The sequence below is a fragment of the Altibacter lentus genome (assembly GCF_000746845.1).
Classification (GTDB): Bacteria; Bacteroidota; Bacteroidia; order Flavobacteriales; family Flavobacteriaceae; genus Altibacter; species Altibacter lentus.
This window is the reverse complement of sequence record NZ_KN050846.1, coordinates 2,437,578-2,454,061: the sequence shown is the minus strand read 5'-3', so window position 1 is coordinate 2,454,061 and position 16,484 is coordinate 2,437,578. Positions and strand designations below refer to the sequence as shown.

Below are 16,484 nucleotides of genomic sequence, written 5' to 3'. Positions count from 1 at the left end.
AACAGTGATTATGAATATCAAACAATTTGAATACAAGCCACTTGCCCACTACTCTTATGCAATTGTAAGCAATGGTAAGATGGCGGTAATAGACCCAGAACGCAACCCTGAGCAGTATTACGCTTTCGCGAAAGCTAACGATGTAGAAATCGTTGCAGTAATCGAAACACATCCACACGCTGATTTTGTAAGCTCGCATCTCGAAATCCATAAAAAGACAGGCGCTGTAGTGTATACCAGTACAAAAGTAGGTGCAGACTACCCGCATCAATCCTTTGATGAAGGTGCAAGTATAAAATTAGGAACAGTTATACTTAAGGCAATAAATACCCCAGGGCATTCGCCAGACAGTATAACCGTAGTGGCAACTGAGGGCGAGGAAACGGTATTATTTACTGGTGACACTCTTTTCATAGGCGACGTAGGCCGTCCAGATTTACGTGAGAAGGCGGGTAATATGAAAGCCAAACGAGAAGAACTGGCCGAAATGATGTACGAAACCATTACAGATAAATTCAAGAATTTACCTGATGATGCTTTGGTTTACCCAGCACACGGTGCAGGTACCCTTTGCGGAAAGAGTATAGGTAATGATTCTAGCAGTACCCTAGGCAATGAGCGTATGGGCAATTGGGCATTTAAAGAGCAGTCCAAAGAAGAATTTATAGACACCTTACTTGATGGTCAACCCTTTATTCCTTCCTATTTTGGTTATAATGTGGATGTCAATAAAACTGGTGCAGCAGATTTGCAACCTTCCATTGAAAACATTCCATTCACTGAAAATACAGTTGCGGAAGGACTTATAGTTGATACGCGAGACGAAGCCACATTTAAAAATGGACATTTGAAGGGAAGCATTAACATTCAGGCTGTATCAGAAAACGCGAAGTTCGAAACCTGGTTGGGTTCTATTATTGAGCCTAGGGAAAAGTTTACCTTGGTTATAGACAAGGTCGAAAACAAGGATAGTTTATTACACCGTGTGGCAAAAATAGGCTACGAAAAACAGCTGAAACAAGTTATCACCCTTTCTCAAGAAAATCTGGTAAAAACCGAAAAACTGGACTTGTCTGACTTTAAGAACAATCCTAAAAAGTACACCATAGTTGATATACGCAATACAAGCGAGGTAGAAGAAGAAAAGTTTTTCGACAGCGCCATTTCACATCCTCTTAATGAGCTGAGAGAAACTGCTAATGATATCCCTACAGATAAACCTATTGTAGTGCACTGTGCAGGCGGTTACAGAAGTGCTGCAGGAAGTAGCATAATTAAAAATAAAATTTCTGGAACTAAAGTATATGACCTAAGCGATGATATCGAAAAATTTAAATAATTTTCTATGGATATTCGTTTAGGGTTAAGGGAGAACTGGAAACAGTTTTCTCTTTTAATTTTGGTAAGCGCCTTTGTTGGCGGTATGGTTGGATTGGAACGCAGCATATTCCCTGAATATGCACAGAAGGTTTTTGGGATTGAATCAAAAACAGCAGTACTTTCATTCATAACAGCATTCGGAATTACAAAGGCTCTGACCAATTACTTTACCGGGCGCCTGGCAAATCTAATAGGTAGAAAAAATTTATTGATTTTTGGATGGTTATTCGCCATTCCTGTTCCTTTTATTTTAATGAATGTAAGCAATTGGAACTGGGTGATAGTTGCCAATCTTCTTCTAGGAATCAATCAAGGTCTGACCTGGAGCAGTACCGTGGTAATGAAAATTGATTTGGTAGGGGAGAAAAATCGCGGACTGGCTATGGGGCTCAATGAATTTGCAGGTTACTTTGCCATCGGTATAGTAGCATTCTTATCAGGTTATGTCGCGGACCAATATGGTATAACCCCATATCCGTTTTACATAGGAATTGTCATATCAATTATAGGACTTTTATTGAGCCTCTTCTTTATAAATGATACCGGTAAGTTTGTGAACCTAGAAAGTAAAACTGATGATTCTACCTCACTTAAAAATGTTTTTTGGGAAACCACCTTAAAAGATAAAACCCTTAGTTCTGTGAGCCAAGCAGGGCTGGTAAACAACCTTAATGATGGAATGATATGGGGGCTATTGCCAATGATTTTGCTTCAGTCCAACTACGATTCTCAAAATATAGGGATTATAACCGCTATCTACCCTACGGTTTGGGGATTGGGACAATTATTTACGGGCAGGATGTCAGATGTATATTCTAAAAAAGCAATGTTATTCTGGGGAATGCTTTTGCAAGGTATTGCGATTTTAATTTTACCCTTCATTACAGAGAGCTACATAATTCTAGTTGTCTTAACTTTTACGTTGGGGATTGGTACTGCACTGGTCTACCCTACTTTCTTGTCTACAATTGCAGCTGCTACGAACCCATCCCAACGTGCAGAAAGCATAGGAACTTTTAGATTGTGGCGAGATTTGGGGTATGCTATTGGAGCAGTAGTTTCCGGCATTATCGCAGATTTATTTGGTGTGTCGATGGCAATACTGACTATAGGAGGCATAACCATACTATCGGCAATGGTAATCAAATATAGGATGCCACAACTTAAGTTAATAAAGAATTTTTAAAGTTCTTTTGGCGACCCTTGCTACAAACTATGAAATTTTTAAAAATGATAATTAACAAATAAAATTTATGTGTATGAATTGGATATATGAACCGTGGCCGTGGTATATCGCAGGACCACTTATTGCACTTGTGATGTTGTTATTGTTGCTCGTTGGAAAGCAATTTGGTATGTCCTCAAACTTACGTACAGCTTGCGCTGCGGTAGGCGCAGGAAAGGCAGCTGATTTCTTTAGATTTGATTGGAAAGCAGAACGCTGGAATTTAATTGTCGTTCTGGGCGCTATTATAGGTGGTTTCATAGCTACAAATTATATGAGTGACAATACAGTTGAAATTAACCCTAAAGTTGCCCAACAGCTCTCGAACGACTACAATATTACAAGTGCTGGCGAAAGCTATATGCCACCAGAAATATTCGCTACAGATACCTTAACTAATCCTTTTATCATCGCGGTATTGTTGATAGGTGGTTTATTAGTTGGTTTTGGAGCAAGATACGCTGGTGGTTGCACCTCGGGACACGCAATTTCCGGATTAAGTAATCTGCAGTTGCCTTCACTTATAGCTGTCATAGGTTTCTTTATCGGTGGGCTGGTAATGATACATTTAATTTACCCCTTAATATTTTAATAATGAGATACATTACATATTTAGCAATTGGTATTTTTTTTGGAATTATAATGTTCAAGTCTGAAGCTGCTTCGTGGTTTCGTATATATGAGATGTTCCAGTTTGGCAGCTTTCATATGTACGGCATTATAGGTTCAGCTTTGGTGCTTGGAATCATTGGCGTACAGATAATCAAAAGAAAAAAAATTAAACCGCTTGACGGAAGTGAAATGAGTCTAAAGCCTAAAGATAAAAGTGTCGCTAGATATTTAATAGGTGGAATTATATTCGGTTTAGGATGGGCTCTTGCAGGTGCGTGTCCTGGCCCTATGTATGTACTGGCAGGCGCAGGTTATGTTTCTATTTTAGTTGTGATTTTCGGTGCAGTTGCAGGAACTTTTTTATATGGCTTGGTTAAGGGTAGGTTACCGCATTAAAATTTAGGGAACTATCAAATATATAGTCACCTTTATTACATATAAAGTTTGTGGACTATACGATTGTTTTAAATAATGAAATATTGTTATTTAACCCATCACGCTTACATTCCTGTAAGGCTCAAGAAAAAATATGAATTGACTTAATTTCACTGGATATCAATCATTAAATAAATTATACTTCCTTTTCGATGGCTTTTAAGACAGGCTTGAAAACACAAATCTTTAATGCATTAATAACTTTTACATTACTAGTTAACTTTTTCCTTGTTTAACTAAATTCATTAAGCTACATTTTTATGTAATTATGGTAGTTTCAAACAATATGTTTTGATTCTATCAATTCCATTATAAATACTGCATAACAGAAATTTAGCTTCAATATTTAAGCATATAAATAGAATAGTTTCATATTCCTTTTTATCAAAATACTTCAACTTAAAAATTCGTAATTATGGTTTTTCTCATTTCTATAATTTCAAGATTTATAAGCTATCATAAAAATTATTATTAAGAATTATTCTAAATAACTTGGAAGATACAAAAGAGGATATTACATTTGCGCTCTATTTATAATCATTCTAAATAAAGTTACAATTGAAAATTATATCCTTAACAGCAATTGCCTTGCTATTTTATATTTCGGGATTGGCACAGACCAACACACAAAAAAAAGACTCAACCAATCAACAAACCGAGCGACTTAAGGAAGTCGTCGTTACGGGAAATGTATTATTGGGCAGTAAATTTGAGGCAAGAAACAAAACGGGTTCTGCAACTTATATCTCAAATGAAGACTTAAAAAAGTTCTCTTATACCAATATCAATAGAATTTTACGCACGGTTCCAGGTATTAATATCTACGAAGAAGATGGCTTTGGATTACGTCCAAATATTAGTTTACGGGGTACTTCGCCTGAGCGTAGCGCTAAGATTAATTTAATGGAAGATGGTGTGTTGATTGCGCCTGCCCCTTACAGTGCACCAGCTGCCTACTATTTTCCTACTATTGGCAGAATGGAAGCCATAGAGGTGTTAAAAGGAAGCAGCCAAATACAGTACGGCCCCAACACCACGGGTGGTGCCATAAATATGATATCCTCTCGTATACCGGAAAGATTTTCTGGGAAAGCGTCGATTGCTGCCGGAAACTATGATTCACGAAACACCCAATTGGTATTGGGCAATAGCTTTAAGAATTTTGGGTTTGTGACGGATTATTTCAACTACAGTTCCGATGGTTTTAAGGATTTAGACGGTGGTGGAAACACGGGTTTCGACAAGACAGATTATTTGGCCAAATTCAGAATAAATACAAATTTGGATGCCAAAATCTATCAGTCGCTACTATTTAAAATCCAATATTCAGAAGAAGTGGCCAACGAGACCTATTTGGGACTGACAGACGCAGATTTTGAGGAAAACCCTTTTAGAAGATACAGAGCTTCTTCAGAAGATGTAATGAACGCCGAACACCAACAGTACCAGCTTACCCATTTTATCCGTTTGTCACCATCACTTAATATAAGGACCACAGGCTATCTCAATAGATTTAAACGGAATTGGTATAAATTGGATGATGTAAATTTAGGTGAACGTGTAAGTATTAATAACATTTTATCATCACCAGAAAATTTTCCTTCTGAATATCAAACGCTCTTGGGCAACGATGACACCCAACCCGATGCTTTGGGCATAAAGGCAAACAACAGGGTCTATACTTCAAACGGAATTCAATCTGTTGCTACGCTAAAATGGGGTAACCAATGGATACAGCGCTTAGAAGCAGGAATACGCTACCACGAAGATGACGAGGACAGGTTTCAATGGGTGGATAGATATGCGTTTCAAAACCAAGAAATGATACGGACTACCGTTGGCGAAAAAGGAACAGATGCTAACCGTATAAGCAGTGCTAAAGCACTGGCAGCACATTTACTGTACACGGTAAAAATTGAAAATTTGACCTTGACCCCAGGGTTGCGCTATGAAAACATCACTTTGACCCGGACAGATTATGGTACTGACGACCCTTCACGAACTGGTCAAGACCTATCGATTAGAGAAAACGAAGTAAATGTCTGGATTCCTGGAATTGGGGCTAATTATAGGTTCAGTAATGACCTCTCAATATTTGGTGGTGTTCATAAAGGCTTTTCACCGCCAAGTAATACCCCAGGGCAAAATCCTGAAGAAAGCATTAATTATGAATTAGGTTCCCGTTTTAGTTTTAAAGGTTTCAACGGCGAAGTCGTAGGTTTTTACAATGACTACCAAAACCTACTTGGAAGTGATTTGGCCGCTACTGGTGGTACAGGAAGCCTTGACCAATTTAACGCTGGCGAAGTTCGTGTAAGCGGTATCGAGTTTTTGCTTAATTATAACCTGTTGCATAAACAAAGTAATAGATTTAAGCTGCCCTTATCCATCTCATACACCCTTACCGATACTGAATTTTTAACCAGTTTTGACAGTAATGAGGACATTTACGGCATAGTCACCGAAGGCGATGAGATACCTTATATTGCAAGAAATCAATTCAACGCGTCATTAGGGTTGCAGCACAGAAAGTTTGATGTAAATGTAAATTCACGATACACAAGTGCTTTCAGAACAAAAGCAGGTTCTGGATCAATCCCGGAAAACTTTAAAGTAGATTCAAATTTCATAGTGGATTTGTCTGCCCGTTATTTTATTGATGAGAACTTCACCCTGTCTTCAAACATCATAAATCTTTTTAATACAACCTATGCAGTATCGAGGGTTCCGGCAGGATTACGCCCTGGGCATCCATTTGGGGTTAATTTTGCCGTGGCGTATGGATTTTAGAAATCAAAACAATATCATAACCGTTTCTTTTCTTTCAGATAATCTTGTTTAATTTATAACTACATACCGCAAGACTCTGGTTTTTAAATCATTGAAAATAAATTGCCGTATTTTCAAAAATAAAACCTTGCCAAGTTTTGTATAGAATAGGCTTTCTTACGTGCCTTTTAATAAAAACACTTAAGGGAGGAGGTATGAGTGTGATATTGGTTACCTTGGTAGTATTCATTTAGCCTTTAATCATAACTGGGGCTTACGTTCATTTTAAATAAAAAAAAGCAGATGGCCCTAATTTTGACAAAATTAATCTTTTTTATTCCGCTTCAATTTTTTGCACAACCTGTGCATCGATTAATTTGTATCTTTGTTAAAATTTATGAAAACACTTTTTTCCATATCAATGTCGCTATTGTTCTTTTTTCAGGGAATTAGTCTTGATATGGACTTTTGTGGACCCATTAAAGAAATTTCAAACATCGTAACCCATTACCAGGACCATAAGGTTTATGGTGACTCTTTCCTCGATTATGTAGTTGAAGATTACTTTGGTAAGGAAGCAAAAGATGAAAGGCACCACAATGACTCTGATAAGGAGAATGCACCTGTACATAGCCATCATCAATGTTGTCATCCCTTAGTTTTGTTTGCTGCAAATAAAAATACCGATACAACAAATCGGTTAAAGTTTGAAGATAAAAAGCAATTTAGTTTATATAAGGTAAACTTCACTTCCAGATATCTGGAATCCCTATTCCAACCCCCTAAAGTATAATTCAGTTTTTTTAAGGATAGCTATATCCTATCGTGATGCTTTTTAAAGTAAGCATCGCATCATAAACGTATTGCATCTATTTGCATTGCGAGGTTTAAACTGAATTAATACTTTTTCTATGATTAACAAAATCATTTCATTTTCCATTAATAACAAGTTTATTATTGGCCTATTTATAGTAGCGCTTGTGGGTACGGGCATTTGGTCTATGGCTACTATAAACCTGGGTTCTGTACCCGATATTACCAACAACCAAGTACAGGTTATTACCGTTGCCCCAAATTTAGGTACTGAAGATATTGAGCAATTTGTTACCTATCCAGTAGAATTGGCAATGGCCAACCTTCCTGACGTTATCGAGCTACGTTCTGTATCCCGATTTGGGCTGTCTGTGGTTACCATTGTCTTTGAGGATGAAGCGGGTACCTACCTGCCCCGGCAATTGGTGCAAGAAAAATTAACCGAAGTTTCAGGGGAAATCCCCGAAGGCTTCGGCGAGCCATTTATGGCACCCATAACTACAGGTTTGGGCGAAATATTCCAATATACCTTAAAAGTAAAGGAAGGCTACGAAGAAAAATACGATGCTATGGAGCTTCGTACCATTCAGGATTGGATTGTAAAGCGCCAAATGGCATTAGTTCCTGGAGTAGTTGAAGTGAATGCTTTTGGAGGCTACGTAAAGCAGTACGAAGTGGCCATAAACCCTGACAAACTAAAAAGTTTCGGCATTACAATGAATCAGGTTTTTGAAGCCCTTGAAATGAACAATGCCAATACGGGAGGTGCTTATATCGAAAAAAACCACCAAGCCAATTTTATCCGTGGCGAGGGTTTAGCGCGTAGCCTTGAAGACTTGGAAAACACCGTTGTAACCACTCAAAACGGAAGCCCAGTTTTGGTAAGGAACGTTGCCGAAAAAGTAGGCTTTGGCAATCAAGTGCGCTATGGTGCGTTTACCCAAGATGGACACGAAACTGTTGGTGGCCAAATTTTAATGCTTAAAGGCGAAAGCCCTGGCACTGTCATAGAAAATGTACAAGAGCGCATCAACGAAATTCAAAAATCGCTTCCAGAAGGTGTCTACATAGAACCGTTTTTAAGCCGAAGTGAACTCATTGGAAGAACCACAAGTACCGTAGAAACAAATCTTATTGAAGGTTCGCTTATCGTGATTTTTGTACTGGTATTACTCTTGGGAAGTTTCCGTGGCGGATTGATAACAGCCTCTGTAATTCCGCTATCATTACTCTTTGCGTTTATCTTGATGAAGCAATTTGGTGTATGGGCCAATTTAATGTCCTTGGGAGCAATCGATTTTGGAATCATTGTGGATGGCGCAGTTATTATTGTAGAAGGAATGGTGTTCCATATTCATCAACGGATGAAAAAATCAAAAGCAGCGATAGGTCAGGCCGAAATGGACGAAATCGCCTACGACTCGGCAAGTACAATGATGAATTCGGCATTTTTCGGACAGCTAATTATCCTTATTGTATTTACACCGATTCTCTTTTTGACCGGTGTTGAAGGAAAAATGTTCCGTCCAATGGCATTTACTTTCGGATTTGCAGTTCTGGGAGCGATTATCCTTTGTCTTACCTACGTGCCAATGATTTCGTCAATGTTCCTAAAACCTGCCAAAAATCAGAACAGTTGGTTCGCCAAATTTGAAAACAAGATTGACAGATTCAGTGATAAAATAATGTCCGGTTTAAATAGGGCGTATGTACCCTTGCTCAATTTTGCACTTCGATTTAGAGCAGGTGTTGTTTTAGGTGCAGTCGCCTTATTATTGATTGCGGGATATATTTTCAGCAATATGGGTGGCGAATTCATACCCAAATTTGATGAGGGCGATATTGCATTTCAGGCCTTGATAAAACCAGGGAGCAGTCTTACAGAATCTATTGAAGCTTCAAAAAAACTTCAAAATTTAATCAATGAATTTCCTGAAGTAAAAACAGTGGTTTCAAGGATTGGTGTGGCCGAAATACCAACAGACCCAATGCCAATGGACATTGCCGATAGCTATATCATTCTTGAAAAGGATAAGAGCAAATGGACTTCCGCAGATAGCAAAGAAGAACTCATAGAAAAAATACAGGACAAAATTTCAGTTGTTCCCGGTGTGAATTTCGTGTTTACGCAACCTGTAGAGCTTCGTTTTAATGAATTATTGACAGGTGTTCGTGAGGACGTGGCCATTAAATTATATGGAGAAGATTTGGACGTGTTGGCAGACAAGGTTCAGGAAATCGCAGCGGTTATCAGAAGCGTTCCAGGAGCGGCCGACCTCAATGTGGAAGCTACGAGCGGTTTGCCACAGATGACGGTAGAATACAATCGCGCAAAAATGGCACAATACGGAGTAACCGTCGATAAACTAAATGATTATGTAAGTGCTGCCTTTGCAGGAGAAGCGGCAGGTGTGATTTTTGAGGGTGAAAAACGCTTTGATGTGGTTATTCGTTTGGCAAAGGAGTTTAGACAAGACATCAACAATCTTAAAAATCTGTATATCGATTTACCCAGTGGTGCACAAGTACCGTTGAAAGAGGTTGCAAATATTAGTTACAAACCAGGGCCGATGCAAATTTCAAGGGACAACACCTCGCGTCGTATTTCGGTAGGGGTCAATGTTCGTGGACGTGATGTAAAATCGATGGTCGAGGAAATTCAGCAAAAATTGGAAACTGATGTAAAACTGCCACCTGGTTATTTTGTAACCTACGGAGGCTCGTTCGAGAACTTACAGCGTGCATCAGACCGATTAATGATTGTAGTGCCTATCGCACTTTTCCTAATATTCATATTGCTCTACTTTGCGTTGAGCTCGTTCTCGCAATCGCTTATGATTTATATGGCAGTACCTCTGGCAGCCATTGGCGGTGTGTTTGCCCTTTGGATAAGGGGAATGCCATTCAGTATTTCAGCAGGAGTCGGTTTTATTGTACTGTTTGGGGTAGCGGTATTAAACGGTTTGGTACTGATAAACAAATTCAACGAATTAAAAGAAAGTGGAATGACAGACTTAAAGAAACGAATATACGAAGCAACACACGAACGGTTACGACCAATTTTGCTAACCGCAACGGCGGCCATTATGGGCTTTATCCCAATGGCGATTTCTACCTCGGGAGGTGCCGAAGTGCAGCGACCATTGGCAACGGTGGTTATCGGCGGATTGCTCACAGCAACATTTTTAACACTTGTGGTCCTTCCAGTATTATATTATTGGTTGGAAGCTCGTAAGCAACGAAAGGATAATGGAAATGACCCAAGTTATATTAACAAGAGCACTACTGTTTTGGTTGTATTATTGAGCTTAGGGGGGTTTTTAACCTCGAATTCAGTAAATGCACAAGACCGTGGTATCGCACAGACTATTACTTTGGAGGAGGCTATTTCTTTGGCAAAAGAAAACTACCCTTCCCTTAAGGAAAGTCAGTCTTTTATAGACCGTGAGCGGGCGATGAAAGGAACAAGTTTCGACCTTGGTAGTACACAAATTTTTACGGGCAAAGAAGAATTCGGTAATGACCTGCCCGGTGTGCAAACTACCATTGGGGTGCAGCAGGGAAATATCGATTTGTTATCTGGTTTCTCAAAATCCAAGTTCTATAAGCAACGTGTTCAATTGGGCGAGAAGTTTTATGCCCTTAGCGAGCAACAATTGGTGCGTAATGTGATGCAGGCCTATGACCAGATAAATTATAATAAAGCCCAGTTGCGCTTCGCGGAACAGTTGGATAGTGTGTATAACAACTTCAAGACAGCTGCAGAACTGCGTTTTGATACAGGTGAAACGGGGAAGCTGGAATTTATCGCGGCTTCTTCTGAATATCAACAGATACAGGTCTTGAGACAACAGGCCTATGACGATATCGAGATTGCCAAAAGGGCGTTGAAACAGTATTTGGGGATTGACCAAGAAATTGAAACCGTTGGAGGTACTTACGAACCGTTGAATTATATGAACGTTTTAGATTCAACATCCATAGATAACAATCCATTGTTGCAATATTCTATGCAAAATGCCGAGGTGAGCAAAGCCAACGTTGGCGTCGAAAAATCCCAGTTTTTGCCAAAGTTCAACCTTACCTATGGAAGACAAATCGTTGACGATGTTTCAGGGTTCAACACCTATCAAGCAGGTATAAGTATCCCGTTGTGGTTCTTCCCTCAAAAAGCAAGGGTCAAGGCTGCTAAGGCAGATGCAATGGTAGCCGAGAACCAATATTTGGAACAAAAGGCAATAACCGAAAGCAGGGTATCACAATTGTTAAAATCATTGGAAAAAACCCAAAAAACACTGAATTATTACCAAGAAGGTGCATTGGTTTTGGCCGAAGAGCAAATTACAACAGCAGAACTTGCTTCCAAAGAAGGCGAAATAGACTATGTAAACTATATCACGATTTTAAACAGTGCCATTCGCATAAAGCAGAACCACTTACAATTTATTAACCAGTATAATCAACAAGCCATTGAGTTACAGTATCAATTGGGCAATCTATAAACCTAAAAAAGGAGAATATAATGAAAAATATAGCAATAATTACAACAGTACTATTAACCTTCTTATTGGTAGGCTGTAACGATAAGCCCGATTCTGAATTGGGTCAAAATGAAACTGAAGGCGTGTCAAAAACCGAAGCTACGCACGGCGAAGAGGGTCACGACGAAGAAGAAGGTAGCCACGAGGAAGAAGGAGAAGAAGGCGTGGTAGAACTTACCACACAACAAATAGAGACCATTGGCTTAGAGACCAAGACCTTGGAAAAAAGAAACCTCGGTAACAATATTAAAGTTACAGGTAATCTGGAGCTATTTCCTCAAGATATGGCCAACATTAGTCCTTTTGTAGGCGGTAATGTACGTTCCATCAAAGTAATAGAAGGAGATAAAGTACGAAAGGGTGAGGTTTTGGCCTATTTGGAACATCCAGATATCATTTCTATGCAACAGGAATATCAGGAAAAGAACGATGAACTTGTGTTTCTCAAGCAAGATTTTGAGCGAAAACAGACCCTTTATGATAAAGGAGTTTCCTCTGGAAAAGAATTTCAAATGGCGCAATCCAAATTTCGTTCTACAACATCGAGTGTAAATGGATTAAGGTCTAAACTACGCCTGTTAGGAATCAATACGACTAAGGTTGAACAAGGTGAAATATTTTCAGCCGTACCTATTACTACGCCAATTTCAGGCTATGTCGATGACATAATGGTAACCTTAGGAGACTATGTGGCCACACAGACCAAAATGTTTACAGTAAGTGACAATTCAAAAATTCACTTGGACCTTAAGGTATATGAAAAAGACATACCAAAAGTAAAGGTGGGTCAAAAAATACAATTTACGGTCGCATCAAGACCAGATGAGCTGTTAAGCGCCGAAGTACATTCCATTGGAAAGACATTTGAGGAAGACCCAAAAGCCCTTCACGTTCACGCAGATATAGACAATAAAAATGGAGACCTCTTGCCTGGTATGTATGTAGAAGGAAGAATTATTCAAGGTAAAAAGTCAGGCTTTGCAGTTCCTGAGGAAGCAATTATCAAGGAAGGAGAACAGTCCTACGTTTTTATCGTGGATGAAGATGAGGCACCAGAAGAAAACAAAATGAAGTTTAAGAGAATACCTGTAAGCATTGGTGTGCACGATTTAGGGTTTGTAGAAATAAACCTTCCCGCCGACGTTTCAACGGATGCCAAAGTGGTTATAAAGGGAGCTTATATGCTTTCCTCGGAAATGATAAAAGGTGAATTGGATCACGACCACTAGTCCAAGAACAATCAAAGATTTTGATTCCGAGTTTGTTTATCGACTTAATTTAGTTAGTTAAAAATTAGAAAGCAAGCTCGGTTCAAAATCGATTAACATTTTAAACATTTATAATATGAAAGAAATAAAAGCATTCGTAAAACCCAATAGGATACAAAGGGTCATCGAAGCCCTTAGCGATAACGGTTTTAAAAGTATGACGCTCTCTCAAGCAGAGGGTACCGGTGCATTCAAAGCAAAAGGGGCAAGACCTTCCCTCGATTTTAATATAACCGATAGCCCAGTTGTTAAAGTGGAGTTGGTATGTCAAAATGAAGAAGCGCAATCAGCAATCGACATCATCTTAGAAAATGGTAAAACGCCCGAACCTGGCGACGGTATCATCTATCTATCGGATATAGAAGATGCCTTCCAAATCAAAACGGGTAAATCCTTAAAACGGTACGACATTTAAAACCCCAGCGATAAAAATGGAAAAAATAGTCCAACTTCTGGAAAGCAAAGGCATACGACCTACGGCTATGCGGCTAATGACTTATAAGCGTTTGGCAGAATTAGAGGTGGCCATTAGCCTTGGCGATCTGGAAAAGGATTTTAAAATATCTGAAAGGAGCACCCTATTTAGAACAATGAAAACCTTTGAAGATAAAGGCATTGTCCACCAAATTGAAGATGGCACAGGAGTATTAAAGTACGCGCTATGCGAAGAGAATTGTGAATGTGAGGTTGGCAACGACCTGCACCTGCATTTTCATTGCAGCAACTGCGATGAAACCGTTTGCCTCACAGAACATAAAATACCACAAATCAATCTACCGGAGGGTTATATCACAGAAGATATCAATCTGGTTGTAAAAGGTGTGTGTGAGAAGTGCAGTAGGCAATCAGACTAGTTAATATCAAGAAATATAAACCATAAAAAATCCTATTATGTTAGCGATTTATAAAAAAGATAATATTCTATACGCATTGGCAGAAAATGGTATGGACGAAGATGATGCCACAATGTTATTAACGGCTGTTAGTGAGCATCTTGAAAAATACAAAAGTGCTGCTTGGTATATAGAAGTCAGTGAAGTCAAAAATACAAGGCATCAAACTGTAGAAAATGAAATGGAATTCAAAATTCCAAAACAAGACCATTTAAAAAAAGTGGCACTTGTAGGTAGTATAGAATGGCAGGAAGAATTTACCAAAAATCTTTTGCCATTCTCTGAGGCACATATTAAATATTTTCATTCGGAAGATAAAGAACTTGCTAAAAGCTGGATTGAAAAATAACGATGGCGAAATAAAATATTGAATTTTTTAAAATGAAAAAGTGTGTAATTAGGAATTCCGAAGAAAAATGTAAGAATCCCAAGATTTAGATAGTCAAGGTTTAAAAAAAATGGTTTACAGGAAAAAAATAGCGTTCATAATAATAATTGGCTTTCTCTTTGGACTGTTCATCATTCAGCCCTTGGGACTATCACTTTACTTATATGATGAAACAGGAGATACTGGTAACTGGTACGCACTTTTTTTAGCAACCATTAAAAACACGATACGTTTTGGTGATATAGACCAAATATTTAAAAATGTTTTGTTCGGGATTATGGGCAGTAGCCTTACCCTTATGGTTTTTCTAAGAAATAAAATTTTCATTTTAACAAAGAAAAGGATTGACGGCAATACAATTATAGAGCTTATTAAAAATGGCGAAAATCAGTTTGTAGAGTTCAAGGCTACCTTGAGGTGGGATTTACGTCAATCCAAAGTGAATAAACAGTTGGAGTTTGTTATTGCCAAGACCATTGCGGGCTTTATGAACACCAACGGTGGTAAATTGCTTATAGGAGTAGACGATAACGGCAACATCCTCGGTCTAAACCAGGATTTTGAAACTTTGAAAAAACCTGATAAAGATGGTTTTGAGCAATACTTGATGCAGTTGATAGCCCTAGAATTGGGCACCCATTTATGTACGGCTGTAAATGTATCTTTCTACAGATATGGAGAAAATGACGTTTGCTACATAGAAATAGCCCCGGCCAAAACACCGGTCTATCTAAGTCAGGACGGGAGGTCACGGTTTTATATTAGAACGGGCAACGGAACACGCGAACTCGATTTGCCCGAAGCCATCTTGCACTTAGGAAAAGAGAAGGCACTTTATAATTAAGAAAAGTAAGTGTAGGCCAATGGATATTTGCACATACAATGCACTAATAATAATATTAATTTTAAAAGATGTTACAGATTACAGACATAAAGAGCGAAAATGTGGTTACCACAAAGGCTAGCGGTAAACTCAACCAGTACGACTTTGAAAAAATACATCCGCTTATCCATAGTATTCTCGATAAGGGCTTAAAGGTTCGGTGGTATTTTGAGATGAACGATTTTCAAGGCTGGCACATAGAAGGGCTATGGAAAGATTTCACTAAAGATGTTGAACACGAAAAGGAGTATGAAAAAATAGCATTGGTCGGCGAAAAAAAGTGGCGAAAGTGGGCCACCCAATTTATGAAACCGTTTTGCAATGCCGAAATCAAATATTTTGGTCCAGACCAAAAACAGGAAGCCAAAATATGGATTGAAAGTGAGCAATGACAAGGCATTGGCTGGTTAATCAAAGAATAAACTAAAAGATATATTAATATGGGATTTTTAAAACATTTATTTCGAGGCTTTCAAAACGGAGGCCATCATTCCCGCGGACATCATAATAAGCGCGGTTATGATTACAGGGAAGATAATTCAGGTTCAAAAGTAATGATACGTTGCACGGCCTGTGGTGAAAAAAATGACGAGAGCGCAGCCTTTTGTAAAAAGTGCGGTTCACCTTTAGACAAGTCCAACTGTAGTAATTGTAACGAGAGTGTGCCAGTCGAAGCAAAATTTTGTCCTAATTGCGGTACTGAACGCATCAATAAATAACAACCGATGAAGTACTATATATTGATAATTCTATTTTTTGGTTTCCTGAAAGCGAACGCCCAAAAAATTTACAGGACCGAAGAAGGCCACGTTGAGATGATGGCAATGCTTGATAGTGTCCCCTTTAAGGCAGAAAGCCATAAATTGGCCTTATATCTTGATTATGATACCAAAATCGTGAATGGAGTACTCGACCTTAAAACGCTATCGACCAACAACCCGGAAATCAAAGCTATGCTGGCAGGGGAGGAAGACCCCTTAATGCTTCGGTTTACCGGTACGGTGCCTTCTGCTGATTTTTTGTCCAAACGGCACGACCCTATCGACTTTAATTGGCTGATAGATGTTACTTATCAAGGAAAAGCCTTTAAATCACAATTTAAAGCAACCATTACACATATTGAACAAGGCGTAAGTATGTCGTGTTTGATAAGTGCCAGAGGACAGGTTTTGGTGGCTGATACAGGCTTAGATTCCATCATAAAAGGTATAGATGATACCATAGAAGTGCAGTTTGCACAAATGGTTTTAAAATTGGACAAACGATAATTTAACAAA

General features: G+C 38.7%; 15 protein-coding genes. All 15 read left to right on the top strand.

The window, feature by feature from the left end:
- Window positions 1-10 precede the first annotated feature (10 nt).
- The 15 genes from JS40_RS11415 (at window position 11) to JS40_RS11350 (ending at window position 16,475) form a co-directional block, all read left to right on the top strand.
- Window positions 11-1,339, top strand: a complete 1,329-nt coding sequence (locus JS40_RS11415) for an MBL fold metallo-hydrolase (RefSeq protein WP_034260677.1) — start codon at window positions 11-13, stop codon at window positions 1,337-1,339.
- A 6-nt stretch (window positions 1,340-1,345) separates the two neighbouring features.
- A complete protein-coding gene (locus tag JS40_RS11410; protein WP_034260675.1) occupies window positions 1,346-2,566 on the top strand; it encodes an MFS transporter in 1,221 nt (406 codons plus the stop codon).
- A 73-nt stretch (window positions 2,567-2,639) separates the two neighbouring features.
- Window positions 2,640-3,197: a YeeE/YedE thiosulfate transporter family protein gene (locus tag JS40_RS11405; RefSeq protein WP_034260673.1), complete on the top strand. Its 558-nt coding sequence runs from the start codon at window positions 2,640-2,642 to the stop codon at window positions 3,195-3,197.
- Between the two features lie 2 nt (window positions 3,198-3,199).
- Window positions 3,200-3,613 (top strand): DUF6691 family protein, encoded by a 414-nt coding sequence (locus JS40_RS11400; RefSeq protein WP_034260671.1) that lies wholly within the window; start codon window positions 3,200-3,202, stop codon window positions 3,611-3,613.
- Between the two features lie 597 nt (window positions 3,614-4,210).
- A complete protein-coding gene (locus JS40_RS11395; protein ID WP_034260669.1) occupies window positions 4,211-6,442 on the top strand; it encodes a TonB-dependent receptor family protein in 2,232 nt (743 codons plus the stop codon).
- Window positions 6,443-6,818: 376 nt separating this feature from the next.
- Complete coding sequence (locus JS40_RS11390) at window positions 6,819-7,214, top strand: hypothetical protein (RefSeq protein ID WP_233273965.1); 396 nt, start codon at window positions 6,819-6,821, stop codon at window positions 7,212-7,214.
- A gap of 118 nt (window positions 7,215-7,332) precedes the next feature.
- Complete coding sequence (locus JS40_RS11385) at window positions 7,333-11,736, top strand: CusA/CzcA family heavy metal efflux RND transporter (protein WP_034260665.1); 4,404 nt, start codon at window positions 7,333-7,335, stop codon at window positions 11,734-11,736.
- A 20-nt stretch (window positions 11,737-11,756) separates the two neighbouring features.
- Entirely contained in the window at window positions 11,757-13,004 is a 1,248-nt protein-coding gene (locus JS40_RS11380; protein ID WP_034260663.1) for an efflux RND transporter periplasmic adaptor subunit, read from the top strand.
- Window positions 13,005-13,119: 115 nt separating this feature from the next.
- Window positions 13,120-13,458 (top strand): P-II family nitrogen regulator, encoded by a 339-nt coding sequence (locus JS40_RS11375; RefSeq protein ID WP_034260662.1) that lies wholly within the window; start codon window positions 13,120-13,122, stop codon window positions 13,456-13,458.
- 16 nt (window positions 13,459-13,474) lie between these two features.
- Complete coding sequence (locus tag JS40_RS11370) at window positions 13,475-13,897, top strand: Fur family transcriptional regulator (protein ID WP_034260660.1); 423 nt, start codon at window positions 13,475-13,477, stop codon at window positions 13,895-13,897.
- Between the two features lie 37 nt (window positions 13,898-13,934).
- Window positions 13,935-14,285, top strand: a complete 351-nt coding sequence (locus tag JS40_RS11365; RefSeq protein ID WP_034260657.1) for a SpoIIAA family protein — start codon at window positions 13,935-13,937, stop codon at window positions 14,283-14,285.
- 109 nt (window positions 14,286-14,394) lie between these two features.
- Window positions 14,395-15,168 carry an AlbA family DNA-binding domain-containing protein gene (locus JS40_RS11360; RefSeq protein ID WP_034260655.1) on the top strand — a complete coding sequence of 258 codons (774 nt, stop codon included), beginning with the start codon at window positions 14,395-14,397 and terminating at the stop codon, window positions 15,166-15,168.
- Window positions 15,169-15,236: 68 nt separating this feature from the next.
- Window positions 15,237-15,599 (top strand): SpoIIAA family protein, encoded by a 363-nt coding sequence (locus JS40_RS11355; RefSeq protein ID WP_034260653.1) that lies wholly within the window; start codon window positions 15,237-15,239, stop codon window positions 15,597-15,599.
- Window positions 15,600-15,647: 48 nt separating this feature from the next.
- A complete protein-coding gene (locus tag JS40_RS15680) occupies window positions 15,648-15,926 on the top strand; it encodes a zinc ribbon domain-containing protein (protein WP_084677492.1) in 279 nt (92 codons plus the stop codon).
- Window positions 15,927-15,932: 6 nt separating this feature from the next.
- Complete coding sequence (locus JS40_RS11350; RefSeq protein WP_034260652.1) at window positions 15,933-16,475, top strand: hypothetical protein; 543 nt, start codon at window positions 15,933-15,935, stop codon at window positions 16,473-16,475.
- The last annotated feature ends 9 nt before the right edge of the window (window positions 16,476-16,484 follow it).